General features: G+C 61.2%; 22 protein-coding genes. 9 read left to right on the top strand and 13 right to left on the bottom strand.

The features are described 5' to 3' along the window. The first annotated feature begins 215 nt into the window (after positions 1-215). The gene (locus AB4X18_RS17085) at positions 216-404 is read left to right on the top strand and encodes a hypothetical protein (RefSeq protein WP_370401220.1); all 189 of its coding nucleotides are present in this window, start codon (positions 216-218) and stop codon (positions 402-404) included. On the opposite strand, the gene AB4X18_RS17080 is transcribed toward AB4X18_RS17085, so the two are convergent. Next, complete coding sequence (locus AB4X18_RS17080; RefSeq protein WP_370401219.1) at positions 389-1,360, bottom strand: DUF808 domain-containing protein; 972 nt, start codon at positions 1,358-1,360, stop codon at positions 389-391. The genes AB4X18_RS17085 and AB4X18_RS17080 overlap by 16 nt on opposite strands. 223 nt (positions 1,361-1,583) lie before the next feature. Here AB4X18_RS17080 and gap (AB4X18_RS17075) point away from each other — a divergent pair, with 223 nt between their 5' ends. From gap (AB4X18_RS17075) to gap (AB4X18_RS17065), 3 genes are all read left to right on the top strand, one after another. Continuing rightward, positions 1,584-2,585, top strand: coding sequence for a type I glyceraldehyde-3-phosphate dehydrogenase (gene gap / locus AB4X18_RS17075; protein ID WP_370401218.1), 1,002 nt, complete (start codon positions 1,584-1,586; stop codon positions 2,583-2,585). 62 nt (positions 2,586-2,647) lie between these two features. Continuing rightward, positions 2,648-2,791, top strand: coding sequence for a hypothetical protein (locus tag AB4X18_RS17070; protein ID WP_370401217.1), 144 nt, complete (start codon positions 2,648-2,650; stop codon positions 2,789-2,791). 110 nt (positions 2,792-2,901) lie between these two features. Then, positions 2,902-3,906, top strand: a complete 1,005-nt coding sequence (gene gap, locus AB4X18_RS17065; RefSeq protein ID WP_370401216.1) for a type I glyceraldehyde-3-phosphate dehydrogenase — start codon at positions 2,902-2,904, stop codon at positions 3,904-3,906. Here gap (AB4X18_RS17065) and coaD read toward each other — a convergent pair whose 3' ends face one another. From coaD to AB4X18_RS17050, 3 genes are all read right to left on the bottom strand, one after another. Next, complete coding sequence (gene coaD / locus AB4X18_RS17060; protein WP_432816822.1) at positions 3,907-4,398, bottom strand: pantetheine-phosphate adenylyltransferase; 492 nt, start codon at positions 4,396-4,398, stop codon at positions 3,907-3,909. It abuts the gene before it with no gap. A gap of 78 nt (positions 4,399-4,476) precedes the next feature. Beyond that, positions 4,477-4,911 carry a CBS domain-containing protein gene (locus tag AB4X18_RS17055; RefSeq protein WP_370401215.1) on the bottom strand — a complete coding sequence of 145 codons (435 nt, stop codon included), beginning with the start codon at positions 4,909-4,911 and terminating at the stop codon, positions 4,477-4,479. A gap of 55 nt (positions 4,912-4,966) precedes the next feature. Further along, positions 4,967-5,860 carry a LysR family transcriptional regulator gene (locus AB4X18_RS17050; protein ID WP_370401214.1) on the bottom strand — a complete coding sequence of 298 codons (894 nt, stop codon included), beginning with the start codon at positions 5,858-5,860 and terminating at the stop codon, positions 4,967-4,969. A 110-nt stretch (positions 5,861-5,970) separates the two neighbouring features. Between AB4X18_RS17050 and AB4X18_RS17045 the strand changes: the two genes are divergently transcribed. Then, on the top strand, positions 5,971-7,470 hold the full coding sequence (locus AB4X18_RS17045) for a CoA-acylating methylmalonate-semialdehyde dehydrogenase (protein ID WP_370401213.1): 1,500 nt from the start codon (positions 5,971-5,973) through the stop codon (positions 7,468-7,470). Between the two features lie 81 nt (positions 7,471-7,551). On the opposite strand, the gene AB4X18_RS17040 is transcribed toward AB4X18_RS17045, so the two are convergent. After that, positions 7,552-8,262 carry a VPLPA-CTERM sorting domain-containing protein gene (locus tag AB4X18_RS17040; protein ID WP_432816821.1) on the bottom strand — a complete coding sequence of 237 codons (711 nt, stop codon included), beginning with the start codon at positions 8,260-8,262 and terminating at the stop codon, positions 7,552-7,554. Positions 8,263-8,572: 310 nt separating this feature from the next. Here AB4X18_RS17040 and AB4X18_RS17035 point away from each other — a divergent pair, with 310 nt between their 5' ends. The 4 genes from AB4X18_RS17035 to AB4X18_RS17020 all read left to right on the top strand — a co-directional run bounded on the left by AB4X18_RS17035 (position 8,573) and on the right by AB4X18_RS17020 (position 13,042). Beyond that, entirely contained in the window at positions 8,573-9,715 is a 1,143-nt protein-coding gene (locus AB4X18_RS17035) for an acyl-CoA dehydrogenase family protein (RefSeq protein ID WP_370401211.1), read from the top strand. Beyond that, on the top strand, positions 9,712-10,737 hold the full coding sequence (locus AB4X18_RS17030) for an enoyl-CoA hydratase/isomerase family protein (RefSeq protein WP_370401210.1): 1,026 nt from the start codon (positions 9,712-9,714) through the stop codon (positions 10,735-10,737). The genes AB4X18_RS17035 and AB4X18_RS17030 overlap by 4 nt, the downstream gene beginning before the upstream one ends. 10 nt (positions 10,738-10,747) lie before the next feature. After that, positions 10,748-11,632, top strand: a complete 885-nt coding sequence (gene mmsB, locus AB4X18_RS17025) for a 3-hydroxyisobutyrate dehydrogenase (RefSeq protein WP_370401209.1) — start codon at positions 10,748-10,750, stop codon at positions 11,630-11,632. 72 nt (positions 11,633-11,704) lie between these two features. Further along, positions 11,705-13,042 (top strand): MmgE/PrpD family protein, encoded by a 1,338-nt coding sequence (locus tag AB4X18_RS17020; protein WP_370401208.1) that lies wholly within the window; start codon positions 11,705-11,707, stop codon positions 13,040-13,042. Positions 13,043-13,084: 42 nt separating this feature from the next. Here the strand turns inward: AB4X18_RS17020 and uvrA are convergent, their stop codons facing one another. From uvrA to AB4X18_RS16980, 8 genes are all read right to left on the bottom strand, one after another. Next, on the bottom strand, positions 13,085-15,946 hold the full coding sequence (uvrA, locus tag AB4X18_RS17015; RefSeq protein ID WP_432816820.1) for an excinuclease ABC subunit UvrA: 2,862 nt from the start codon (positions 15,944-15,946) through the stop codon (positions 13,085-13,087). Positions 15,947-16,045: 99 nt separating this feature from the next. After that, entirely contained in the window at positions 16,046-17,212 is a 1,167-nt protein-coding gene (locus tag AB4X18_RS17010; RefSeq protein WP_370401207.1) for an MFS transporter, read from the bottom strand. Continuing rightward, a complete protein-coding gene (locus AB4X18_RS17005; protein ID WP_370401206.1) occupies positions 17,209-17,775 on the bottom strand; it encodes a class I SAM-dependent methyltransferase in 567 nt (188 codons plus the stop codon). The genes AB4X18_RS17010 and AB4X18_RS17005 overlap by 4 nt, the downstream gene beginning before the upstream one ends. 307 nt (positions 17,776-18,082) lie before the next feature. Continuing rightward, positions 18,083-19,477, bottom strand: a complete 1,395-nt coding sequence (lpdA, locus tag AB4X18_RS17000) for a dihydrolipoyl dehydrogenase (RefSeq protein WP_370401205.1) — start codon at positions 19,475-19,477, stop codon at positions 18,083-18,085. A 97-nt stretch (positions 19,478-19,574) separates the two neighbouring features. Further along, entirely contained in the window at positions 19,575-20,159 is a 585-nt protein-coding gene (locus AB4X18_RS16995) for a DUF924 family protein (RefSeq protein WP_370401204.1), read from the bottom strand. Positions 20,160-20,265: 106 nt separating this feature from the next. After that, on the bottom strand, positions 20,266-21,534 hold the full coding sequence (locus AB4X18_RS16990; protein WP_370401203.1) for an MFS transporter: 1,269 nt from the start codon (positions 21,532-21,534) through the stop codon (positions 20,266-20,268). Positions 21,535-21,630: 96 nt separating this feature from the next. After that, entirely contained in the window at positions 21,631-22,695 is a 1,065-nt protein-coding gene (queA, locus tag AB4X18_RS16985) for a tRNA preQ1(34) S-adenosylmethionine ribosyltransferase-isomerase QueA (RefSeq protein ID WP_432816819.1), read from the bottom strand. 8 nt (positions 22,696-22,703) lie between these two features. Next, positions 22,704-26,057 (bottom strand): YhdP family protein, encoded by a 3,354-nt coding sequence (locus AB4X18_RS16980; RefSeq protein WP_370401201.1) that lies wholly within the window; start codon positions 26,055-26,057, stop codon positions 22,704-22,706. Between the last annotated feature and the right edge of the window lie 4 nt (positions 26,058-26,061).

Here is a 26,061-nt window from a genome sequence, read left to right as displayed (position 1 = left end):
GGCGGGACTATCTCTCATATGGAAACAATGTTGCAGATTTGTTTCTGTTTCAGCATAGTCATGGGCGAATTTTCGCAAAACACCAAAATTCTCCAAGAAACGCGAAATTCACTATGGCATTGTGGGGCAGACACCCTAAGGTTGAATAAGCAGTATCTTTCCCGACTGGTGAGAAGGCCACAATGGTCCCTACGGGAGAGACGGAGGAGAAGACTATGTCCATCGGCTATCTGTTTGCAGGCATGATCAGCGCCATCATCTGTGCGACGCTCAGCCTTGTTCTAGGCGGTTCGGCGACGGTTGCATTCGCTGTCTACGTGATCACGGGGCAGCTTGTTCTGCTGGCCCTTTTGTCCTTGACGGTGATCCACGTCACGAAAGATCCTGATCACTTTCCTCGGTGAAAGATCCCACGCCAGATCGGCGTGACAACCTTTTCTCCCACGGGGATAAGCAGAAGTCCCAAAACCAGACCAAAGACCCCATCCATGGCGGCCTTTGCGAACCATTCCGTCGCACCTTCGATCGCGGGCGGCACCGCGTGGCCGATGGCGTATGCCCAGTCGTGGATCAGGTGGCCCAGCGTCGCAAATCCCATCTGCTCCAACCCGTGCACGATGATCGACCCGCCGACCCACAGCATCGCCGCCGTGCCGACCACGGTGAGCAGCTTGAGAAACCCCGGCATCCCGCGCACCACGGCACGCCCAACGGCGCGGGTCAGTCCAAGGCGGCCCTTGTCCGCCAGCGCGAGCCCCATGTCGTCCATCTTCACGATCAGCGCGACCGAGCCGTAGACGGCCACAGTGATCATCACGGCAACGGTGGCCAGTGTCGCGGCTTCCATCCAGAAGTTGCTGGTCGGGATCGCGGCCAGCGCGATGGTCATGATTTCGGCTGAAAGGATGAAATCGGTCTTGATCGCCCCCTGCGCCTTCATCTCTTCCAGGTGGGCGGGATCGTCGATGGTGACCTCCTTGCCCGGATGGTCCTCATGGCCGTGCGACATGCCCAGCACATGCGCCACTTTCTCCGCCCCTTCAAAGCATAGATAGGCACCACCCAGCATCAGCAGCGGCGGAATGGCCCAGGGTGCGAAATTGGACAACAGCAGCCCCGCAGGCAGCAGAAACACCAGCTTGTTGCGCAGCGATCCCTTGGTGATGCGCCAGATCACCGGCAATTCGCGGCTGGCCTCGAAGCCATGCACGTACTTCGGCGTGACGGCGGCATCGTCGATGACGGCCCCGGCCGCCTTTGTCCCTGCCTTGGCCGCCTGCCCGATTACATCATCCACCGACGCCGCCGCCACTTTGGCAATTGCTGCCACGTCATCCAACAATGCAATCAGCCCACTCATAACCCGTCCTTCTCCCTTTGGTGCAACAGCAGGTAGCATACCGGGCCGCGACCGCAAGCCGCAGCCTGCAGGGACCTTTACCGCTAACATGCAGGTTTATCGCTAACATGCGGATTTTGCGCAGTTTCCCCCCTTATCCTTTGTTTGCCCCCCCGCTATAGAGCGGCAAGACTGCCCGGCCCCGGCCCCATGGCCCTTGCCGCAACCCCCTGAGGACACCCCCATGACGATCAAAGTTGGCATCAATGGTTTCGGCCGCATCGGTCGCTGCACGCTCAGCCATATTGCGGCGTCTGCCCGCGAAGACATCGAGGTGGTCAAGATCAATGCGACAGGTCCGCTTGAGACTGCAGCCCACCTGCTGAAATACGACAGCGTGCATGGCCGGTTCCCCGGTGAGATTGCCATCGACGACGGTTATCTCAACCTTGGTCAGAACGATATTGAGGTCATGTCGACCTATAATCTTGAAGAACTGGACTGGACCGGCTGCGACGTGGTTCTGGAATGCACGGGCAAGTTCAACGATGGCAACAAGGCCGGCATGCATCTTGAACAAGGCGCAAAGCGGGTGTTGCTGTCTGCACCCGGCAAAAACATCGACCGCACAATCGTTTACGGCGTGAATCAGGACACCTTGCAGAAGTCCGACACGATGATTTCCAACGGCTCCTGCACGACCAATTGCCTGGCCCCGCTGGCCAAGGTCATGCACGACGCCGTCGGCATCGAAAGTGGCCTGATGACGACGATCCACAGCTATACGGGCGATCAGCCGACGCTGGACCGCCGCCACAGCGACCTTTACCGCGCCCGCGCCGCCGCAATGGCGCTGATCCCCACGTCCACCGGGGCGGCCAAGGCACTGGGGGAAGTCCTGCCCGCGCTCAAGGGCAAATTGGACGGGACCGCGATGCGGGTGCCCACCCCCAACGTCTCTGCCGTGGATCTGACCTTTCAGGCCAGCCGCAAGGTGACTGTGGAAGAAATCAACGCCGCCGCCAAGGCTGCCGCAGAAGGCGAAATGAAGCGGGTGCTGGGCTATGATCCGGAACAAAAGGTCAGCATCGACTTCAACCATACCGAGGAAAGCTGCATCTTCGCGCCGGATCAGACCATCGTGGTCGCTGACCGTACGGTGCGCGTGCTGGGCTGGTATGACAACGAATGGGCGTTTTCGGTGCGCATGGCGGATGTGGCCGTCGCAATGGGGCAGCTGGGCTGAACCTTGCGCCGCGCCCGGTGCCCTGTCATATCGGGGCAGCTTCCACCAAAGGGGACTGCCCCGTGACCAATCGCATTGCCATGTTCCTGATCGTGCTGATCTGTGCGGCGCTGGTCATTGACGTGATGCTTTACGGATCCGAACATCTGGTATTCCTGTTCCGAAAGATGCTGGAACTTCTGGAATGGCTTGCCTTCTGGCGCTGAAGAACACCCTCTAAAACATTGTATTGGTACTTTTTTTGCCGCTGCCTGAGGTTGACAGGCCCGCTTGGCGCGCTTTCTGTGGATCGATATTTGATCAAAAGGTGCGGCGCATGACCCTGAAGCTGGGCATCAATGGATTTGGGCGGATCGGGCGCATGGTGGTGCGCGCACTGGTAGAGCGGAACCTGAAAGGTGTGGAAGTGATCGCCATCAACGATCTTGCCCCGCCGCAGGCCATGGCGCATTTGCTTGAATTCGACAGCGTGCACGGGCGCTTTGCGGCCCCTGTCACGCTGGACGGCAACACGCTGGACGTTGGCCGTGGGCCAATCCGGCTCAGCGCGACGGCTGATCCTGCCCGGCTTGACTGGGCGGATGTGGATATCGCGCTGGAATGCACCGGGCATTTCACCAAGCCCACCGATGCCGCGCAGCATCTTGGCAATGGATCGGACAAGGTCCTGATCTCCGGTCCCGGCAAAGGTGACGTGAAAACAATTGTCTACGGGGTGAACCACCACCTGATCACAGCGGACGACCGGGTGATCAGCAATGCCTCCTGCACGACCAATTGTCTGGCGCCCGTCACCCATGTTCTGCAAGAGGCCTACGGGATCAAACGCGGGCATATGACGACGGTACACAGCTTTACCGGCACGCAACCCACCCATGACCGCGCGCAGGACGATCTTTACCGCGCGCGGGCCGCCACATTGTCGATGGTGCCCACGACAACCAGTGCGGCCAGCGCGCTGGACAAGGTGCTGCCGCATCTTGCGGGGTTGATCACCAGCACCTCCATCCGGGTGCCTGCGCCCAATGTATCCTGCGTTGATCTGGTGGTGGAGACTGAAAAAGCCGCCACCGAAGCGGAGGTCAACGCCGCCATGAAGACAGCCGCCGCAGGTGCGCTCAAGGGGGTGCTGAATGTCACCGACCGCCCGCTTGTCTCAACCGATCTCAACCACGATCCACACAGCGCGACCTTCGCCTGTGACCAGACCGCCATTCAGGGCGGTACGCTGATGCGGGTGCTGGCGTGGTATGACAACGAATGGGGCTTTGCGAACCGGATGCTGGACACGGCACAGGTGATGGCCGGGGCCGCGCCCTAGCTAGTCGAAGCGCGCGCGGACCTCTGCGTTTACCCGTGGTGTCACGAATTTCGACACATCCCCGCCCAGACGCGCGATTTCCTTGACCAGCTTGCTGGCAATCGCCTGATGCTGCGCTTCGGCCATCAGGAAGACCGTTTCAATCGAATCGTTGAGTTGCCGGTTCATGCCGACCATCTGGTATTCATATTCAAAATCCGCCACCGCGCGCAGGCCCCGGATGATCATCTGCGCGCCGACGTCCTGGGCGCAATCGATCAGCAGGTTCTCGAAGGGATGAGCGACGATCTCCACCCCGGTTTGGGCGCTGAGTTCGGTGCATTCGTGTTCGATCATCGTCACGCGTTCTTCAAGGCTGAAAAGCGGCCCCTTGTCGCGGTTGATCGCCACGCCAATCACGAGTTTATCCACCAGACGCGTCGCGCGGCGGATGATGTCCATGTGACCCAGCGTGATGGGATCAAAGGTACCGGGATAAAGTCCAACACGCATGGGGCTGTCCTGAGGTTCTATTTCGGTTTGCGGCGCAAGCAATCATGCCCTGCCCCAGCGCGCAAGCAATCGACGGGCCTAGTGGCCCATGATCATGCCTTCAAGCGCATCCTTTTCCATGGAAAGCTCTGCCAGTCGGGCCTTGACCACGTCGCCCAGCGAAATCAGCCCCACCATGGCACCGTCCTTGAGGACGGGCATGTGGCGGAATCGCCCGTCCGTCATCTTTTGCAGCACCACATCGGCGCGGTCGTCCTGCGCGCAGGTCACCAGTTCGGTCGTCATCAGCTTGTCGACCGTATCCGTCAGACATCCCGATCCGCGCAGGCCCAGTTCGCGCACGATGTCGCGTTCCGACAGGATCCCGTCGGGGCTTTTGCCGTCCTTGGAAATCACCAGCGTACCGATCCGCTTTTCCGACAAAATCTGTGCTGCTTCGGAGATCAGCAGCGTCGGCAGTGACGTGTGAACCTGATCAGATGCTTTCGATTTGAGAATTTGCGATACCAGCATGTCGTGTCCTTTCGCTCCCCCATGGGGTCCAGCGTCGGTGCAAGGGGCAATTCTGTCAAGCCTTTGCCTCAAGCCGGATAACTTCGGCGCGAATTGCTGCTGTCAGCATTTCGGCAAAGCGGCGCAGGCGCAGGTTTTGCTGATCGCCCTGGTGCCGGATCAGATAGAACGCCCGTTGCAGACGTACCAAACCCGGCAGGACCCGCCGGACCCCCGGAACGAAGGGCAGCGAAAAATCGTGCACCACCCCGATGCCCGCCCCCTGCCGCAACATCTGTGCCTGCACCGCAACCGAGTTGGAGCTGAGCGCGACCCGCCCCAGTCCCAGATCGGCAAGGTAATCCAGTTCACGGTCAAAGATCATGTCGGGGATGTAGCCGACAAGCCGATGGCCGTGCAGATCGGCGGTGCTTTCAATCGGGGGATGGGACGCAAGATAGCTGTCAGAGGCCGCCAGATGCAGGTGGTAATCGGTGATCTTCTGGACCAGCAATTGCCCGGCGGTCGGCGCGGACACCGCGATGGCCATGTCTGCCTCCCGGCGCGACAGGTTGAAGACGCGCGGCAGGGCAACCACCTGAATTTCCAGGTCAGGATGCGCCGCGCCGATTTCGGCGCAGACCTGCGGCAACAGGAAGTTGGCGCACCCATCCGGAGCGCCAATACGGATCAAACCGCTGAGCGTGTCGGTTGGTGCCACAACACCGGATACCGCCAGCCGCATCGCCTGCTCCGCCGTCTCCGCCCGCTCCAACAGTTGCGCGCCTGCGTCGGTCAGGGTGTAGCCCTGCGGGGATTTGACGAAAAGCACCGTGTCCAACGCGGCTTCCAGCCGCGCCACGCGGCGGCCCAGCGTCGCGGGATCCAGCAGCAGGACCTTGCCTGCGCCTGACAGGCTTTGTTCCCGCGCGACAGCCAGAAACAGCCGCAGGTCGTCCCAGTTCTGCATGTCAGCCTCCGCGATCTCATTTTGCAAAACTGCAAAACCATTTTGAAATCTTGCCTCTTTATCAGGACTTTTTGCAAGGCTATCGTGCCGCCAACCAAAGGGAGAGACCGATGCAAGAACTGACCCACTACATGAACGGTGCACACGTCAAAGGCACGTCCGGCCGCTTTGCCGACGTGATGAACCCCGCCACCGGCGAAGTGCAGGCGAAATGCCCTCTCGCCTCCACGGATGAAGTTAAAAAGGCGGTGGCCTTTGCACAGGCCGCGCAGCCTGCCTGGGCCGCGACCAACCCGCAGCGGCGCGCGCGGGTGATGATGAAGTTCGTCAGCCTTCTGAATGACAATATGGACAAGCTGGCCGAAGCGTTGAGCCGTGAGCACGGCAAGACCCTGCCCGATGCGGCGGGCGACGTGCAACGTGGTCTGGAAGTGGTTGAATACTGCATCGGTGCGCCAGAATTGCTGAAAGGGGAATACACTGATTCAGCGGGCCCCGGCATCGACATGTATTCCATGCGGCAGGCGCTGGGTGTCACCGCGGGCATCACGCCCTTCAACTTCCCCGCGATGATTCCGATGTGGATGTTCGCGCCCGCCATCGCGTGCGGCAACGCCTTTATCCTCAAACCGTCAGAGCGTGACCCTTCCGTGCCGCTGATGCTGGCGGAACTGATGGAAGAAGCGGGTCTTCCCAAGGGCATCCTGCAGGTTGTGAACGGGGACAAGGAAGCGGTAGACGCGATTTTGCACGATGAGGTGATCCAGTCGATTGGTTTTGTCGGCTCCACCCCGATTGCGGAATACATCTATGCCACGGGCTGTGCGAATGGCAAACGGGTGCAGTGTTTTGGCGGCGCCAAGAACCACATGATCATCATGCCCGACGCGGATATGGACCAGGCCGCCGACGCGCTGGTGGGTGCGGGGTATGGTGCGGCGGGCGAACGCTGCATGGCGATTTCGGTCGCGGTGCCCGTGGGCGATGAGACCGCCGACCGGCTGATCGAAAAGCTGGTGCCACGCATCGAGAGCCTCAAGGTCGGTCCTTACACGGCGGGCAATGACGTGGATTATGGTCCCGTCGTGACCGCTGCGGCGAAGGCGAACATCGAACGTCTGGTGCAGACTGGCATTGATCAGGGCGCGGAACTGGTGGTCGACGGGCGCGACTTCAAATTGCAGGGTTATGAGGACGGTTATTTCGTCGGGCCGCATCTGTTTGACCGCGCCACCAAGGACATGGACATCTACAAGCACGAGATTTTCGGCCCCGTGCTGACCTGCGTGCGTGCGCAAAACTATGAAGAGGCGATTGGGCTGGCCATGGACCACGAATACGGCAACGGCACCGCGATCTTTACCCGCGACGGCGATGCGGCGCGCGACTTTGCCAACCGGATCAACATCGGCATGGTTGGCGTCAACGTGCCGATCCCCGTGCCGCTGGCCTATCACACCTTCGGTGGCTGGAAGAAATCGGTCTTTGGCGACCTGAACCAGCATGGCCCGGATGCCTTCAAGTTCTACACCCGCACCAAGACAGTGACCGCGCGCTGGCCCTCTGGCATCAAGGAAGGCGGCGAATTCTCCATCCCCGTGATGGAATAGCCAACAGCGGCGAACACAGTCGGATCACGAAAAAAGGCAGCCGCAAAGGGCTGCCTTTTGCTTTTCAATGATGTGCAGGGCTTACCTGCGACGGCGACGTGCCACAACAAGACCTCCCAGACCCGCGATCAGCAACCAACCTGCGGCCGGCAGCGGCACCGCAGCCACAACCCGTGCGACGCCGAAATCGTCCAAGCGATTATTGCCCGAGGCGAGCGAGGAAAACTGCACCCGCGTCACATTGTCGAATGCCGTCCCAAGAAGGACACTGTAGCCATATTGCTTGCAGATCCCGTTATTTCTGCAATCGCTGGAATTGCCGGGCGTCGGCGCTTCGCCTTCCACATGGGTGACGATTGCATCGTCTTCGGCGAAGACTTCAGCAAACGTGCGGCCAAAGAAGAAATCGATCGTCTCTCCTTCAACATAGGTACCTGGACCACCAGTGAAGGCGGTAACGCTGACATAGTTGTCGCCGCTGTTGCCATTGCCCTGCGACGAGAACCAGAAACTGTCAAAGTTGAACACTTCGTTCATCGTCCGGGTCAGTGTCAGCAGGACGCCCTGACCGGATTCGTGGGTACAGTCACCCGCACGGCAATTGCCGCTGTTCATGTTCAAATCTTCGAGGATGTAGCCGTCAACGGTTGCGGTTGAACCGGCAGCCCTTGGATAGACACTTGGACCGCCTTCGAAATCAAGCGTCGTGGTCTCCAATACCGTTGCGGCAAATGCTGAGGATGCGCAAAGGGCAACCGCCCCAAAAAATGCGCCGAATTTCCATAACTTCATAACTATTCTTCCAGACTAATGGGCATGGCCCGTATGACATTGACCAGCATCGCACAGAAATTTTGACAATTCTCTCATTATGCCACCTTTCTGTCATATTCTCGCTTAACGGGAAAATATTACTAGAAATGACATCGCAAATCGCCCCTAACGTGTATGAGCCACCGCGCTGATACCGTAGAGCACCATTTGTCGCGATCCGAATCGCTCAATTCTTTGATGCACGACCGCGCCAATATCGAAGCAGGAACTTGCATTGACGCGCCAATCCTGCAATTAAACAAGCGTTCAATAACAACAGGTGGATGGCATGGATTTTGCACTGAGCGAAGAACAAACCGCCATTTTCGACATGGCCCATGCCTTTGGGCAAGAACAGATCGCGCCGCATGCACAGACCTGGGAGAAAGCGGGCACCATACCCAAGGACCTTTGGCCGCGTATCGCGGAATTGGGGTTCGGCGGGCTTTATGTATCCGAAGAAGGTGGGGGGTCCGGCCTGACCCGGCTGGATGCGACACTGGTGTTTGAGGCGCTGTCGATGGCCTGCCCATCGGTCGCGGCCTTCCTGTCGATCCACAACATGTGCGCCAAGATGTTGGACACCTTCGCGTCGGATGATCTGAAGGGCCGGATCATGGATGACGTCCTGTCGATGAAGACGGTCCTTGCCTATTGCCTGACCGAACCCGGCTCCGGCTCTGATGCGGCAGCGCTCAAGACCCGGGCGGAGCGCACGAACGAAGGCTACAGGCTGAACGGGACCAAGGCGTTTATCTCCGGTGGGGGATATTCGGACGCTTACATCTGCATGGTGCGCACGGCGGATGGCGGAGCCGCAGGTGTCTCAACCGTCTATGTGGAGGATGGCACGGCAGGTCTGTCGTTCGGCGCACCCGAGGACAAGATGGGCTGGCGCAGCCAGCCCACAGCGCAGGTGCAGTTCGACGACTGCAACATTCCTGCCGGTAATCTTGTGGGCGAAGAAGGAAATGGTTTCAAATACGCGATGATGGGGCTGGACGGCGGGCGGTTGAACATCGCGGCCTGTTCGCTGGGGGCCGCACAGACCGCCCTGACAGCAACGCTCAATTACATGGGCGAACGGCAGGCTTTCGGTAAATCCATCGACCAGTTCCAGGGGTTGCAATTCCGCCTTGCCGACATGGAGACAGAGCTGCAAGCCGCACGCACCTTCCTGCGTCAGGCCGCATGGAAGCTGGACACCGGCGCACCGGATGCGACCAAATTCTGCGCCATGGCCAAGAAGTTCGTGACAGAGACGGGCAGCAAGGTTGTCGATCAATGCCTGCAACTGCATGGCGGCTATGGTTATCTGGCCGATTACGGCATCGAGAAACTGGTGCGGGATCTGCGTATTCACCAGATCCTCGAAGGCACGAACGAGATCATGCGCGTCATCGTCTCCCGCGACATGCTGGCCAAACGATGAGCGATATATCCATCCGCATCACGGGGCGCGCGGGGCGGATCACCCTGACCCGTGCGCATGCGCTGAATGCGATGACGTACGAGATGTGTCTGGCGATTGAAACGGCCATCGACGCCTGGCGAGATGACGATGCTGTTGCGCTGGTGATCCTTGATGCCGAAGGTGACCGTGCCTTTTGTTCAGGCGGGGACATCGCGGAGCTTTACGAGACCGGCACGAACGGCAACTTTGCCTACGGGCAGAAATTCTGGGCCGATGAATACCGCTTGAACAACAAGATTTTCACCTACCCCAAGCCTGTCGTGTCGTTCCTGCAGGGGTTTACCATGGGCGGCGGTGTGGGCATCGGATGTCACGGCAGTCACCGCATTGTGGGTGAAAGCAGCCAGATTGCCATGCCGGAATGCGGCATCGGTTTGGTGCCGGATGTGGGCGGGTCGTTCATGTTGGCGCTGGCGCCGGGGCGGTTGGGGGAATACCTGGGCCTGACGGGCGCGCGCATGGGGCCGGATGATGCGATTTTCGCGGGCTTCGCCGACAGCTTCGTGCCTGAAACTGATTGGCCTGCCCTGATCGAGGCGCTTGAGACGTCGGGCGACGCCGACAAAGTAGCGGGTCAAGCCGCCCCGAAAGGCACCCTGCGCGACCTGCAACCGGAGATCGACACGCTGTTTTCCGGCGAAGCATTGGGCGATATACTGACGGATCTGCGCAATGCCGACAGCGCGTTTGCGTCGGACAGTCTCAAGAAACTCAGCCGCCCTTCTCCCCTGTCCATGGCCTGCACGGTGGAGATGCTCCACCGTTTGCGCGGGCCGTCGATCACACTGGAAAAGGCGCTCGACCTCGAATACCGCTTTACTTTCCGTGCGATGGAGCATGCGGATTTCCTTGAAGGGATCCGCGCGGCCATCATCGACAAGGACCGCACCCCGAAATGGCGGTTTGAAGACAATGACGTGCCCGTTGCGGCGGTGGCGCAGATGCTGCAACCCTTGGGTAAAGACGCCTTGAAATTGTAAGGAGAACGACATGACCGGCCTTAACATCGGATTCATCGGCCTGGGCAACATGGGCGCACCCATGGCTGCCAATCTGGCAAAGGCGGGCCATGCGGTACGCGGCTATGACGTGGCTGGCACTACGGCAGAGGGTGTCACCGTCGCGGAGGATATCGCGGGGGCCGTCACAGGCGCGGATGTGGTGATCACCATGCTGCCCAACGGCACAATCCTGCGCGATGTCGCGGCGGAGGCGATCGGGCACATGCGATCCGGGGCCACCTTCATCGACTGTTCGACGGTCGATGTGGAAAGCGCCCGCAACACGGCGGAAGCGGCTGAAAAGGCTGGATTGCTATGGGTCGATGCGCCCGTTTCCGGTGGGATCGGTGGCGCGGCAGGCGGCACGCTGACCTTCATGGCAGGCGGATCGGACGCGGCCTTTGCGGCTGCTGCGCCGCTGTTCGACATCATGGGCCAGAAAGCCGTGCATTGCGGCGAAGCCGGTGCCGGACAGGCCGCGAAGATCTGCAACAACATGATCCTGGGTGCGACGATGATTGCCACCTGCGAAGCCTTTGCGCTGGCGGACAAGCTGGGCCTTGACCGTCAGAAGATGTTCGACGTGGTCAGCACGTCATCGGGGTATTCGTGGTCTATGAACGCCTATTGCCCTGCCCCCGGTGTCGGCCCGACCTCTCCTGCGGATAACGATTACAAACCGGGGTTTGCAGCGGAATTGATGCTCAAGGACCTCTGGTTGAGCCAGCAGGCCGCCGCACTTGTCGATGCGGATACGCCGATGGGGGCGCTGGCGCAGAAGCTTTATGCGCAGTTCGTCGAGGACGAGGATGGACGCGGCAAGGATTTCAGCGCCATGTTGCCGCGATTTGAAGCACGCAGCCGCGAAGACTGACGTCGCAAACAGGCATTTCCGGCAGGATCGCAGGGGTAAGGTGACGGAAAGACCCACCCGGCGGAGGCGGCGATGGCCCTACCCTTTGAAAGATTTGCCGACGATCTGACTTATGGCGATTTGCCGCCGGACCTGCTGAGTGTATTGCGCCGTTCTTTCACAGACACCATAGGCGTCGCAGTCGTTGCTTCGACAACCGACATGGCAGATATCGCACGGCGCGGCGCTGTCGCGCTTTTTGGTGCCGGTGGCGCGGGGGCGGCACGGATCATCATGGACGGACGCGCTGTCAGCCCTGCAGGGGCCGCCATGGCAGGGGCTTTCACCATCGACGCCATCGACGCCCATGACACCACATCGCCGTGCAAGGGACATGTGGGATCGGCGGTTTTTCCCGCACTGTTGGCGATGACCGACGTGGCCGAGACACCGCTAAGCGGTGCGGCACTGGCCACCCATCTGGCGGTCGGCTACGAGATCAGCAGTCGGGCGGGCCTTGCACAACACGCCACCTGCGCCGATTACCACACCTCCGGTGCCTGGACTGCCGTCGGTGTCGCCGTGATGGCCGCGCGGATGCTGGGGTGTGACGCCGAAACCCTTCGACACGCAGCGGGCATCGGGGAATATCACGGCCCGCGCAGCCAGATGATGCGCTGCATCGATCACCCTACAATGGTGCGCGACGGCGTCGGCTGGGGCGCGCCATCAGGCGTAACGGCCGCCTATCTGGCGCGCGAAGGGTTTACGGGAGCGCCTGCGTTGACCTGCGAACAGGCGCCCGGTTTTTGGGAGGATCTGGGCACGGGGTGGCGCACGGTGGAGGATACCAGTTACAAACCCTATCCCTGCTGCCGATGGGCGCACCCGAGCATTGATGCAGTTGCGTATCTGACGACCACCCATGCGCTGAAGCCAGAAGACATTGAAAAGGTTGAAATTCGCACCTTCCACAATGCCACGCGCCTTGCAGGACACGCACCCCGGACGCCATGTGAATTCGCCTACGGCATCGCCTTTCCGGTCGCCACCATGATCGTGCGCGGGCAGATCGGTGTGCCGGAATTGACGCAGGACACGCTGACCGACCCCGCCATTCAGGCGATCAGCAACCGCATCACCCTGATTGACGACGCCCATCTGACCGAGATTTCCCAAGGCAAACGCTGGGCGCAGGTGACCATCGTGACGAAAGACGGGCGCAGGCTGGAAGACGCGCCGCGCACGCCGCGCGGGGACAACGATTTGCCCCTATCAGATGCGGAGATATCCGACAAATTTCACTTGTTCGCCGATCCGGTGCTGGGCGCGGCGCGCGCCACGGAACTGGAAGCGCTGAGCGGCCAGTTCGACACGCTGGATGCCGCAGGCGTCACCCGCCTGCTGGATCTGTGCTGTTCCGCCCGATGAGGGGACGGGACGGGTATTTGCAAAAGGATGAAGGGGGCGGGATTACTCCGCCGCCACCCGTGTTTGCTTGGAAAGCATCGGTTTGAGGTACTTGCCGGTATAGCTTTCAGGCACCTCTGCCACATCCTCGGGCGTGCCTTCCGCGACGATCATCCCGCCACCATCGCCCCCCTCGGGGCCGATGTCGATGATATGATCGGCGGTTTTCACCACATCGAGATTGTGTTCGATCACGATCACCGAATTGCCCTGATCAACCAGTTCATGCAGCACTTCCAACAGCTTGCGCACGTCTTCGAAGTGCAGGCCGGTGGTTGGCTCATCCAGAATGTAAAGCGTGCGCCCCGTAGATCGTTTGGACAGCTCCTTGGACAGCTTCACCCGCTGCGCTTCACCACCCGAAAGCGTCGTCGCCTGCTGCCCGACCTTGATATAACCCAGACCGACCCGCATCAGCGCATCCATCTTTTCCCGGATTGACGGGACGGCGGCAAAGAACGCCTGCGCATCTTCCACTGTCATATCAAGAACATCCGCGATGCTCTTGCCCTTGAACTTGATCTCCAGCGTTTCCCGGTTGTAGCGCGCGCCCTTGCAGGTCTCACATTCCACATAGACGTCCGGCAGGAAGTGCATCTCGATCTTGATCACGCCGTCGCCCTGACAGGCTTCGCAGCGCCCGCCCTTGACGTTGAAGCTGAACCGACCGGGCTTGTACCCGCGCGCCTTGGCTTCGGGCAGGCCCGCGAACCAGTCCCGGATCGGTGTGAAGGCCCCGGTGTAAGTCGCCGGGTTAGATCGTGGCGTGCGCCCGATGGGCCGCTGGTCAATGTCGATGACCTTGTCGAGGTGTTCGAGCCCCTTGATCGTCTCGCAGGGGGCCGGCGTCTGGCGCGCGCCGTTGAGGTTCATCGATGCGGTCTTGAACAACGTCTCGATCGTCAGGGTTGATTTGCCGCCGCCGGAGACGCCGGTGACACAGACGAACTTGCCCAACGGGAACTCCGCCGTGACATTGCGCAGGTTGTTGCCCGTGGCCTTGACCACTTTCAGCTTCTTGCGGTTTCCCTTGCGCCGGGTTGCCGGAACGGGGATTTCGCGCGTGCCTGTAAGGTACTGGCCCGTAATCGAATTCTTGTCAGCCGCAATCACGCTGGGCGCACCATGGCTGACCACCTGCCCGCCGTGCACGCCGGCACCGGGACCGATATCGAAGACATAATCCGCCTCGCGGATCGCTTCCTCGTCATGTTCGACGACGATCACGGTATTGCCCTGATCGCGCAGGTTCTTCAGCGTCTGCAACAGCCGGTCATTGTCCCGCTGATGCAAACCGATGGAGGGTTCATCAAGCACATAGAGCACACCCGTCAGGCCCGACCCGATCTGGCTGGCCAGCCGGATGCGCTGGCTTTCCCCGCCTGACAATGTGCCACTTGACCGCGACAGGGTCAGATACTCCAGACCGACGTTGTTCAGAAAACCAAGCCGTTCGCGGATTTCCTTGAGGATGGCGCGCGCAATCTCGTTCTTCTGGGACGTCAGGTGTTCGGGGACGGTCTTGCACCAGTCAAACGCCTCGCGGATGGACATCTGCACCACTTGGCCCACGTGGATGCCCGCGATCTTCACTGCCAGCGCTTCTTCGCGCAGGCGGAACCCTTCGCAGGTCCCGCAGGGGCGATTGTTTTGATAACGCTCGAATTCTTCGCGGATCCAATTGCTGTCCGTCTCCCGGTAGCGGCGTTCCATGTTGGGGATCACCCCTTCGAAAACCCGCGTCACCTCGTACACCCGCCCACCTTCGTCATAGCGAAACTTGATCTCTTCGCTGCCGGAGCCACGCAGAAACACCTGCTGCACCTTTTCGGGCAGGTCTTTCCACTTGGTCTGCTGGTTGAACTGGTAATGCTTGGCGATGGCTTCGATCGTCTGGCGAAAATAGGGGCTTTTGCCCTTGCGCCAGGGGGCCAACGCGCCGTCATAGATTTTCAGGTTCTGATCGGGCACGATCAGACGTTCGTCAAAGAACAACTCCCGACCCAGACCGTCACAATCGGGGCAGGCTCCGAAGGGCGCGTTGAAGGAAAACAGGCGCGGCTCGATCTCCGGAATGGTGAAGCCGCTGACGGGACAGGCAAATTTCTCCGAAAAGGTGAAACGGTCCGGGTCGCCTTCGCTGGGTGCGGTTTCAAGAATCGCGATCCCGTCGGCCAGATCAAGTGCTGTGCGCAGGCTGTCGGCCAGCCGTGTCTCCAACCCTTCACGGACCACAATCCGGTCCACAACCACATCGATGTCATGGCGGAACTTCTTGTCGAGCGTCGGCGGTTCGTCCAACTCGTAAAACTCGCCGTCCACCTTCACGCGCTGAAAACCCTGTTTGCGCAGTTCCAGGAATTCCTTGCGGTATTCGCCCTTTCGGTCGCGGATGATCGGCGCCAGCAGGTAGGCGCGCGTGCCTTCTTGCATGGTCATGATCCGGTCGACCATGTCCTGCACCTGCTGCGCCTCGATCGGTTTGCCGGTTGCGGGAGAATAGGGCGTGCCCACCCGCGCAAAAAGCAGGCGCATGTAGTCGTAGATTTCCGTTACTGTACCAACGGTCGAACGGGGGTTCTTTGACGTGGTTTTTTGTTCGATGGAAATGGCAGGCGACAGGCCGGAGATGTGATCGACCTCCGGTTTTTGCATCATGTCGAGGAATTGCCGCGCATAAGCGCTGAGCGATTCGACATAGCGGCGCTGTCCTTCGGCATAGATGGTGTCGAAAGCGAGCGAGGATTTGCCCGAGCCCGAAAGCCCGGTGATAACAACCAGTTGGTCGCGTGGAATATCCACATCGATGCTTTTGAGATTATGTTCCCGCGCGCCGCGGACTTCGATGTTCTTCAACTCAGCCATATCACACCCCTGTTCAAGGCTTGTAGATAGGCGTTTGCGACGGATTCTCCAACGAAAAAATGAGAACGTAACAGGAACGTGCCAACAAACGGTAAACCCCTAGCCGACCCGGCCCCGTCGCCGTGCCCCAAGCATCAGATGCACGGCCAGTCCCGCGACAAACGCAAGCCCCGCCAACAGCGGCAGCGCACCATAACCCATCCCCGCCAGCGCCGCCGCCATCACCGGCGTGCCACTGGTATTGCCGATGTTACCCATCTGCGCCATCGCCCCGTTGGCCTGCGCCTGTGCAGCGGGGCTGTCATTCAACTGGGCCACCGCCGCAAAACTGGCCCCCTGTATCAGCCCCATCGCCCCTGCCAGCGCCAGGCAGGCCACGGGCGCACCGGGGCTGATCCAAAGCCACGCCATGCACAGCACCGACAGGCCAAAGCCAAGTTCCACCACCTGCACCGCCGTAAAATACCGCAACAGCGCGACACCCGCCGTCATCGACACGGCGATGCTCATCAACGGCATGGCCCCCATGATCAGGCCCCGCACTTCCGGGGGCAGGTACGGCGGCAACACGGTAAGGATGGAGACAAAGCTGAACGTATAGAACAGCCAACCGGCGGCGGGCGCCGCAATCCGCGGGGAGTTGTAGATCGTGCCGTGATCGCGCAGGATCTGGCCAAGGGACAAAGGCGCCTGCGGCGCCGTCCCGGTCAACGCCTTCAACCGCGACCCAAGGTAAAGTGCGAACACTCCCATATAGATCCCATGCGCTGCAAAAAGCGCGGGCAGCCCGGCGTTCAGCGCCAGGGGCCGACCCAGCCAGGCCAACAGCGCGAACGCCACGCCAAAGAACGTCCCCCACAATGTCAGACAGAACGCGCGATGCTGCGGCGCGCTGAGCCGGGCAATCAACGTCGGCGCGGCAACGACGATTGCAAGGTGGGACGCCCCCTCTGCCACCCGCAAGGCCAGCATGCCCGCCAGGGGCGGCAACAAGGCCTGCGCAAGGGACACCGCCGCCCCCACCCAAAGCGCCCAGAGGATCGCGCGGCGGTACCCGATGCGCGCCACCACAAGGCCCGCAACGACACCAAGGATGATCCCCACAAAGCCGACAAGCGATACCACGAACCCCAGTGCCGCACCTGCATCCGGATAGGCACTGGGCAGCAGATCGAAGATGACGGATATCTTGCCATATTGCGCCGCAGCGCCCAGCCCTGCCCCCCAAAGCGCAAGGATCAGGCCCCAGGAAGTGGTCGGGCTCACGCGGTTTTCTGGGCCAGTGCCCAGGCGCAGATGGGCATCTCGGGATCGTTTTTCAGATCGTCAGTCTCTTCATCGTAGATAGGTGGCCAGGGCGTCTCCAGATTGCGGCGCGCGGCGTTCAGGTTGCCCCATTGCTCCGCGTGGATGGCATCTTCGTCAAAGCCGCCTTCTATCAATAGGTTCTTAAGCCCCCGCGCGCTCCAGCGCGAATTGTCCTGCGGGGCGGCGTGCAGCGGACAGAAGAACGGCACGGCGACCCAGAAATACCCGCCCTTGCGCAGCATCTGGTGGACATTGCGCGTCGCCGCATAGGGCCGGTCCAGATGCTCCCACACCTGATTGGCAAGGATCAGATCGAACTGGAGAACCTCACCGGTCTCCTTGTGCGTAAAAGGACCTGCGCAGACATCATATTTCGGAAAGCGGAACTGGGCGTAGGACTTGAAATTGAACCGCGTGCCCCACTTGCCGGACACCTCCGCCACGTCCAGCCTGCGGGGGCGCAACGCACGGATGATCCGGCGGCTGGAGGACTGCATGACAACGCGGTTGAGACTGACCATGGAAGGTGTATGGCAGCCCCGATCAAACCCGTCCAGAGGCGCTGCGACAGGACCAATGATGCGCCACCGCCCCCCGACGCCGGGTCAGGGATCGCGCAGCGACCGGGCTTGCCCGGCTTGTCCTTGACGCGGTGGTGGGGGGCATATCCTCAGTACAGGTCGTTCAGGACGCACTGCGCCCTGAACACCTTCTCAGCAGGCTCAATCTCCTGGCCTCACCACCGTACCAGACGACGACCCAAGGGGTTCAGGCCGCCACAGGCACGAGGAATGTCGTCGCGCGACAGCGCGTCCGCGCGGTCACAGCCTACATGTGGATCACACGATCATAAGCGTCCAGAACGCTCTCGTGCATCATTTCGCTCAGGGTGGGATGCGGGAAGACGGTGTTCATCAGGTCTTCTTCGGTGGTCTCCAACTGGCGACCCACGACATATCCCTGGATCAGTTCGGTCACTTCCGCCCCGATCATATGCGCGCCCAGCAACTCCCCCGTCTTGGCGTCAAAAATGGTCTTGATCATCCCGTTTTCCTCCCCCAGCGCGATGGCCTTGCCGTTGCCGATAAAGGGGAAGCGCCCGACCTTGATGTCGTAGCCCAATTCCTTGGCCTTGGCTTCGGTATAGCCCACCGACGCGACCTGCGGATGGCAATAGGTGCACCCGGCAATCGTTTCCGGCTTGACGGGATGTGCATGTTTGCCCGCAATCAGGTCGGCCACCATGACGCCTTCGTGCGACGCCTTGTGCGCCAGCCAAGGCGCGCCTGCGATGTCGCCAATCGCATAGAGCCCGTCCACGCCCGTGCGGCAGAATTCGTCGGTCACGACATGGGTGCGGTCGATCTTCACGCCTAGCGCTTCAAGGCCCAGATCCTCCACGTTGCCGACAATGCCCACGGCAGAGATCACCGTGTCGAAATCGTGCGTCTCAACCTCGCCGCCCACCTCGATATGGGCGGTGACCTTGTCCTTGGCCCGGTCAAGCTTCTTGACTATCGCCTTTTGCATGATCTTCATGCCCTGCTTTTCGAACGCCTTCTTGGCAAAGGCGCTGATTTCCGCGTCCTCCACGGGCAGCACGCGGTCCATCACTTCGACGACCGTCGTATCGGCGCCCAGGGTGTTGTAAAAGCTTGCAAATTCAATCCCGATGGCGCCGGAACCGATGACCAGCAGCTTCTTGGGCATATGGGCGGGCTCAAGTGCGTGCTTGTAGGTCCAGACCAGTTTGCCATCCGCCTCGAGGCCCGGCAATTCCCGGGCCCGCGCGCCGGTGGCCAGAATGATGTTCTTGGCTGTCAGGTCTTCGGTGCCCTTGTCGGTCTTGACGCTGACCTTGCCCTTGGCCGGGATGGTTGCCGCCCCCATGAAAACGGTCACCTTGTTCTTTTTCATCAAGTGCCCGATACCGCCAGACAATTGTCCCGCCACCTTGCGCGACCGCTTGACCACAGCGTCCAGATCGTAACCGATCCCATCCGCCTTCAGCCCGAATTCCTTGGCCCGCTCCATCAGGTGGAACACTTCGGAGGACCGCAGCATCGCCTTGGTGGGAATACAGCCCCAGTTCAGACAGATACCGCCCAGATGTTCGCGTTCGACAATGGCGACGTTCATGCCCAGTTGTGCTGCGCGGATCGCGGCCACATAGCCGCCGGGGCCTGCCCCAATGACAATCAGATCAAAGGATTTCGCCGCCATGATGAACCTCTCAGGCTGTGGGTTTCAAATATAGTTCACCGTTAAACTATATGCGGGAAACGCACAACCACGAGAATGTCGCGGGATCACCGCTGTTTCAGGCCGCCTGTTGGGACTGCAACGCACGTACGGTGCTGCCATAGCCACCTTGTTCCACATAGGCAATTTCAAGCTCCGTCGCAGGGCGTGACAGAGCCGCGTTGCGGTACGGAAATCGCCCGAATTGCCGGATCACTTCGCGATGCGCGCGCGCATGCAGCAGGTTCTGCTCCCGGCTTTCCGGCATCCGTTCGCACATCAGCCGCACGCAGCGGTCCTGATCACACAGGTTCTCCGAATGCATCAGCGGCATGTAGAAGAACTGTCGTGCCGGTTCATCTATCGCCATGTCCCAACCCCGTTCAATGGCCGATTTCGCGGCGGCAAGGGCGGCGCGGTCGGATGCAAAGGCACGGCCGTCCGCCCGGAACATGTTACGCGGGAACTGATCCATCAGGATGATATAGGCAAGCGCACCGGACGGATACGTCAACCAAAGCGAAAACTTGCCCGCGCAGGCCCCTTCCCAGGTTTCCATAAACTTTTCACGGATTTTTTCGTCCAGCGCGTCGCTGGTATCATACCAACCGGTCGGACCAACCTCGTCCAGCCAGAAAGCCAGAACTTCCTCCGAACCCACCATTACTCCACTCCTTCGGGCATACAGCCTCGATTACCATTACACTTCAACATGGTACGTCCATTTCCGCGCGCAAGTATACTCACGATTTGTATCAGTTCCGAAATTGTTAACGGTCATGGCTGGCCTCCTCTTCTTCCTGCTCTGTCTCGATGACGTATTCTTGCGCATATTCCACCGCCACGGCGGTGGCCGAAGGCAGGATCGCCACGTAGCTGCCCGTGTCTTCGACGGCGACGCTTTTGCGCTGTGTGGATCGGTAGGCTGCATAGACCGCAAGGGCGACAAACAGCACACCGGTAAACAGATAGAACCCCGCAGGCCCGATCGCTGTTCCCATGATCCAACCGGTGATGATCGGCCCCAGAATGGCCCCCAAGCCATTGATAAATATCAACCCTCCGGACGCCGCGGCCATGTCGTCATGCTCCAGAAAGTCGTTGGTGTGGGCAATCAGCAGCGAATAGAGCGGGTTTGACATCCCCCCTACCACGAAGGCCGATACCAGCAGCAAAGTGAATTCATGGCCCATGATCATGCCAAGCATTGATCCCCCCAACCCGATCAGGGACACCACGACAATCAACGCGCGCCGGTCCATCCGGTCCGATACCCAGCCGATGGGAAATTGCAGCACAACCGCCCCCACGAAAAAGGTCGCAACAAAGGTCGAAATCTGCGCAACACTCAGCCCTGCTTCGGCGCCGTAGACCGACGCCATGCCGAATTGCGCGGAAAAAACGCCTCCCAACAGGAACATGCCCACGCAACCAAGGGGTGAAAATCCGGCCAGTTCCCGAAGGCTCATCGGTTTGGTTGTGTCAAAAGCCGGTGTCGGGGTGATGGACAGCAGGATGGGCGTGACCGCGATGCTGACCAGCACCGACGGGATCACGAACAGGATGAAACCCGATGGGTCCGCCGTCAGCAGCAAGGCCTGCGCCAGAACGATGCCGAGCGTCTGCACGATCATGTAAAGCGACAGCGCCTGACCGCGATTGGAATTGTCCGCCGCGTTGTTCAGCCAGCTTTCCGCCGTCACGTAGACAGCCGAAAAACAAAACCCGATCAGCACCCTGCCCGCCGTCCAGACAAGGATGTTCGGAAACGTCGGATAAAGGATCATCACCGCCGATATCAGCGATGCAAGGGCGGCGAACACCCGCACGTGACCGACCCGCCGGATCATCCCCGGCGCCATGCGTGAGCCCCCCAGAAAACCCACGAAATAGGCCGACATCACGATCGACATCTCGAAGGTCGAAAAGTCTTCCAATGCGCCGCGAATACCCAGCAAGGTGCCCTGCATCCCGTTGCCGACCATTAGCAGGCACATCCCCAGCAACAGCGCCCATGCGCTCGTCAGCACCTGCATCATGGTTCAGTCTCCTTGCCGGTCTTGCCCCTCCCTGAACCCTTGAACGGGCCGGGTCACTCCAACGCGCGACATTCGGGGACGTTTTTCAGCCTTTTTTCAGCCCTGTGCCTGATCCTTGGGCAACAACAGCGACGAATCCCCATAGGAGAAGAAGCGGTAGCCCTGCGCAATTGCATGGGCATAGATCGCCCGGATGCGCGCGGGCCCCATTAACGCGGACACCAGCATCATCAACGTGGATTTTGGCAGGTGGAAGTTGGTCATCAAACCGTCCGCCACCTGAAATTCGAAACCCGGGGTGATGAAAATGTCCGTGTCCCCCTCCCATGCGCTGATCTGACCTGAGCGGCCAGCCGTCTCGATCAGCCGCAGGGCGGTGGTGCCGACGGGAATGATCCGCCCGCCCACGGCTTTGGTGGCGGCAATTTCGGCCGCGGCTTGTGCATCCACCCGGCCCCATTCGGCGTGCATCTTGTGCTGGCTGATGTCGTCCACCTTGACCGGCAGAAATGTCCCTGCGCCGACGTGCAGGGTGACATGGCTGAAGCAGACACCCCTCGCCCTCAGTGCATCCAGCAGGTCCATGTCGAAATGCAGCGATGCCGTCGGGGCGGCAACCGCCCCCGGCCTGCGCGCAAAGACAGTTTGATAGTCCGTCTGATCCTGTTCATCCGCCGGACGCTTGGCCGCGATGTAGGGGGGCAGCGGCATGGCCCCCGCCGCGTTCAGGGCGGCGTCGAAATCATCGCCCGTGCAATTGAAGCGCAGGCATGCCTGCCCGTCCAGTGCCCCCTCGAACACCGCGCTGAGCGCGTCCGAGAAGATCACGTTCTCCCCTTCCTTGAGCTTGCGTAGGGGCTTGACCAGTGCCGACCAGCTGCCATCGCTGCCCGGCTCCAGCAACGTGACCTCGATCTTCGCGCTGACGGGGCCCTGCGCGCTGTCGCGATGGCGCCGCCCGGTCAGGCGCGCGGGGATCACCTTGGTGTCGTTCAACACAAGGCGGTCGCCCGGGCGCAGCCAGCCCACCAGATCGGTGACGCGCTGATCGGTGATCCGGTCACCCTGCGCCACCAGCAGGCGCGCCGACGACCGCGGGACGGCAGGACGGGTGGCAATCAATGCCTCGGGCAGATCAAAGTCGAAATCAGACAGTTTCATACCGCCCGTTAGCGTCCCTCGAATCTTGGTTCAACCGGATTTTTCTGGACCGGTTCGGTCAGCACAGCACCCGGTTCGGGCGGCAATTGCGGGGCGGGGGCGCGGAAAATCTCTCTGAACATGCCCGGTGTCAATGCGGAAAGCGGGTTGACCGACACCGCCGGTGCGGCCACGGGCCCCCGCAGCGTGTAGTTGAACCCGATCAATCCCTCACCCCGCCGGGTCAGCACCGACCCGATCCCGTTAAGCAGATAGACGGGCGAAACCACCCCCTGCATGTCGATCACGCCCCGGTCCAGCGCGTAAATGCCGTCCATCGACAGCCCCAGCGAATTGCCGACGGCACTCGCCTGGGTCAGCGTCAACCGACTGGGTGTCAGGCGGAACGACGCCTCCACATCGTTGAAGAATATCCCGTCGCCGTTCAGTTCGTTGACCAGTCCAACGACAGAGATCGCGTTGATTAGGGCGGCAATGCCCGACGCGGCGCGCACGGTGACGTCGCCAATGCGCAGATCCCCGTCAAACGCCCCCTCATTGCCCTGCGGCAGCAGCGTCAGGGAAAGCGTGCCGCCTTCGATCTGGCGCAATAGCCCGGCAGAACGCAGAACGCCGCCTGCATCGTTCGATGTGAGCCGCACGGCGCTGCGCCCGTTTTGCGGCACCACCCGGCCGGTGACCGGTGTGCCGCCATTGAGCCGGGCCTGAAATTCGCCATCAAGTCCCCCTTGCGTGGCGAACAGCCCCTGCATGTTGGTCAGCGCAATGGTGTCGGTGATCTGCAACTTGTCCAGCGCCACACGCAGCGGCGGCCCTGCCGGAGCGTTCCCGCCGCCGCCCTGCCCGCCACTGTCCAGATCAGCGGTGCGCAGATCAAGGGTACCGCCAAGCAAGGCCACTTCGACCGGATTGCCCTGCCCGCGTCCGGTCAACTCCACCGCGGCGTCCAGCCATCCGCCAACCCGCAACTGATCAAACCGCACCCGGTCCAGCGCGCCGCCCGTCTTGAGCCGCACATCGCCACGGGCGCTCAGCCCCGCGCCTTCGATCTCCAGCCTGTCCACGCGTGGCGTGTCACCCAACCGGCCCGCCACTTCCAGCTTGCCACTGCGCGCCGCCGGTTTGCGCCAGCTGATCTGCGGGACCTGCACATCGACCCCCACCAGATCAGAGCTTAGCGTGAATTCGGGCACCTGCCCGCCGCCAACGTCCAGCGCCAACCGCCCCGTGCCCGCCCCGGTCACCGTTCCCGGCGGCAGGGTCACGCCAAATGTTTCCAGTGACTTCGGCGTCAGCGCCACATCACCGCGCAGCGCGCCCTGCGCCTGTTGGCCAAGCGGCTGTGTGAAGCTGCCGTCAAAAGCGACGTTATCGACCTCTGCGGCACCTTGAAGCGTAACGCTCTCGTTGTTGACCTCGATCCCCAGCCGCGCGGCCTCCAGCGTGCGATCCTTGATCAAGACATCCGACTGCACGTCATAAAGGTCACCTGTCACCTGAAAGCGGGTGCTGCCCGGCGGGCGGTCCTTTTTCAGCGGGAAGGCCACCGTGCCTTCAATCACGGCGGACCCATCGGCAAGCATCACCGGCAGTTTGGCCTTGTCCGCAACGCTGAGCGGGGGCGCATTGAGCAGCGACAACGCCCCGGTGATCGAAGATTGACTGCGCAGGCGCAACACCGCCGGAGCGCCCCCCTTTATGCGGGTGTCCGGAATGATGAAGGACGAGCCTGCCAGCGCCACCGTGCCACCCTCTGGGGGCGACACCTCGCCTTCGTCCAGCGCAACCACCATCCGCCCCTCCATGAGCGAGAACCGCCCCCGCGCCGACGTGACCGGCGGCATGAACTTGGCGGCCTTTACGGTGGTCTTGTCGAATTCAAAACCCAGATACGTGGTGGGCGGCGCATCCGGCCCCCGGCGCAGCGCCAGATCGACGTTGCTGATCTGCCCCGCCAGCAGGTTTTCATCAAGCCAGCGGCGTGTCTTGTCCGCAACGGAGACCGGCCAGAGGGCCATCAAACGCGCAGGCGCAAGGCCGTCCATATGTCCGTCAAGGGCGACCTGCCAGCCGTCTGGCGCGGCGCTTAGCCCGCCGCTGACTGTCAGGCTCCGGCCTTGATCGGTGACCTGCATGCGCCCAATGGTGACACGCAGCGGATCAAGCATCAGCCGAAAATCCAGATCGACGCCGGACAGGCTGACGGGGGCCTCATAGAAATCATTGGGATTGGCCGACAGTTCCGACACCTGCAATTGCGCCACCAGATCGCGCAGCGGCCCGCGATTGTCTGCGTCCAGCCCCAGCACCGCCGTCCCCTTCGCCCGTCCCGTGACCCAGGCGCTTTGCAGCGCAACCTCTTCAAACTGCAAAAGCTTTTCCCGCGGCGTGTAGGAGAATTCAGCAAGCGCGCCATCAAAGGGGATCGGGCGCACACCTGGTGTCGGCTGCACCACGCCCGCGCCGATCTCCAGCCGGGCGCTCAAGGGGGCAAAGCGGCCATCCTCATTCATGCCGCTTTTGACGGCACCGGAGATTGGCGCGCGCAACACGTCCAGAAAGGCAAACGCGGGGCTTTGCGTGGCAATGTCGCGCGCGTCGACACCATCGAAGCTGAGCCCGAAGTCTGCGGCTGTTTCCCCGATCTGACTTGCGTATTCCGCTTCCAGCGTCGCAACGCCCGTGCCACCGCTCAGCAAGGCCAGATCCGCCGTCAGGGCCAGATCATCGCCCCTGCGGGTCATCAGCAGACGACCCCCGTCGATGGTCCAGGCCTTGTCGGTCAACAGATCGTCGTATTGCAGCGTCAGCGCGCGCAATTCGATCGCTTCCAGCGCGCTCAGCGCATCGGTTTCAAGGACTGCATCAAACTGGCCGATCAGTTCCGGCAGGCTTGCCGCCTCTCGCACGGGGCTGCCCAGGTTCGCGCTGAGGCTGATCCGCCCATCCGCGCCCCGCCGCAACCGCGCCACCACGCCGGAAACGGCAATCGTCTGCGGCTGGATCTGGCGCGACAACAGCGGGCGAAGCGCAAAACTGGCCTTCAATTCATTGAACCGGACAATCTCGATGCCCTCCGGCGCGCGCACGCCGATGTTGCGCAATCTGATGCGCGGCACCCAACCGTCGTCAATCACCACCACCATTTCGTCGAACGCCACCCGGACCTGCGGCATGGCCTGCGCGATGCGCTCCTCCAGCCGCGCCTGTGCCCAGTCCGGCAAGCTGAAGGCGCGCCCCTTGGCATAATACACACCCCCTGCCCCGGCGGCCCCCAGCAGCAACACGCAGACCACCAGCCACAGCATCAGGCGCACCCAAAGGCGGCGACGTCGCTTTGCCGGGAAGGAAGGCTCGCTCATTTTC

Origin of the sequence: Sulfitobacter rhodophyticola, assembly GCF_041281685.2 — a bacterium.
Lineage (GTDB): Bacteria > Pseudomonadota > Alphaproteobacteria > Rhodobacterales > Rhodobacteraceae > Sulfitobacter.
This window is presented reverse-complemented; position numbering and strand designations above follow the sequence as displayed.

Coding starts and splice junctions, on each gene's coding strand:
- AB4X18_RS17085 (WP_370401220.1), top strand. CDS start 216: ATGTCCATCGGCTATCTGTTTGCAGGCATGATCAGCGCCATCATCTGT.
- AB4X18_RS17080 (WP_370401219.1), bottom strand. CDS start 1,360: ATGAGTGGGCTGATTGCATTGTTGGATGACGTGGCAGCAATTGCCAAA.
- gap (WP_370401218.1), top strand. CDS start 1,584: ATGACGATCAAAGTTGGCATCAATGGTTTCGGCCGCATCGGTCGCTGC.
- gap (WP_370401216.1), top strand. CDS start 2,902: ATGACCCTGAAGCTGGGCATCAATGGATTTGGGCGGATCGGGCGCATG.
- coaD (WP_432816822.1), bottom strand. CDS start 4,398: ATGCGTGTTGGACTTTATCCCGGTACCTTTGATCCCATCACGCTGGGT.
- AB4X18_RS17055 (WP_370401215.1), bottom strand. CDS start 4,911: ATGCTGGTATCGCAAATTCTCAAATCGAAAGCATCTGATCAGGTTCAC.
- AB4X18_RS17050 (WP_370401214.1), bottom strand. CDS start 5,860: ATGCAGAACTGGGACGACCTGCGGCTGTTTCTGGCTGTCGCGCGGGAA.
- AB4X18_RS17045 (WP_370401213.1), top strand. CDS start 5,971: ATGCAAGAACTGACCCACTACATGAACGGTGCACACGTCAAAGGCACG.
- AB4X18_RS17040 (WP_432816821.1), bottom strand. CDS start 8,262: ATGAAGTTATGGAAATTCGGCGCATTTTTTGGGGCGGTTGCCCTTTGC.
- AB4X18_RS17035 (WP_370401211.1), top strand. CDS start 8,573: ATGGATTTTGCACTGAGCGAAGAACAAACCGCCATTTTCGACATGGCC.
- AB4X18_RS17030 (WP_370401210.1), top strand. CDS start 9,712: ATGAGCGATATATCCATCCGCATCACGGGGCGCGCGGGGCGGATCACC.
- mmsB (WP_370401209.1), top strand. CDS start 10,748: ATGACCGGCCTTAACATCGGATTCATCGGCCTGGGCAACATGGGCGCA.
- AB4X18_RS17020 (WP_370401208.1), top strand. CDS start 11,705: ATGGCCCTACCCTTTGAAAGATTTGCCGACGATCTGACTTATGGCGAT.
- uvrA (WP_432816820.1), bottom strand. CDS start 15,946: ATGGCTGAGTTGAAGAACATCGAAGTCCGCGGCGCGCGGGAACATAAT.
- AB4X18_RS17005 (WP_370401206.1), bottom strand. CDS start 17,775: ATGGTCAGTCTCAACCGCGTTGTCATGCAGTCCTCCAGCCGCCGGATC.
- lpdA (WP_370401205.1), bottom strand. CDS start 19,477: ATGGCGGCGAAATCCTTTGATCTGATTGTCATTGGGGCAGGCCCCGGC.
- AB4X18_RS16995 (WP_370401204.1), bottom strand. CDS start 20,159: ATGGTGGGTTCGGAGGAAGTTCTGGCTTTCTGGCTGGACGAGGTTGGT.
- AB4X18_RS16990 (WP_370401203.1), bottom strand. CDS start 21,534: ATGATGCAGGTGCTGACGAGCGCATGGGCGCTGTTGCTGGGGATGTGC.
- queA (WP_432816819.1), bottom strand. CDS start 22,695: ATGAAACTGTCTGATTTCGACTTTGATCTGCCCGAGGCATTGATTGCC.
- AB4X18_RS16980 (WP_370401201.1), bottom strand. CDS start 26,057: ATGAGCGAGCCTTCCTTCCCGGCAAAGCGACGTCGCCGCCTTTGGGTG.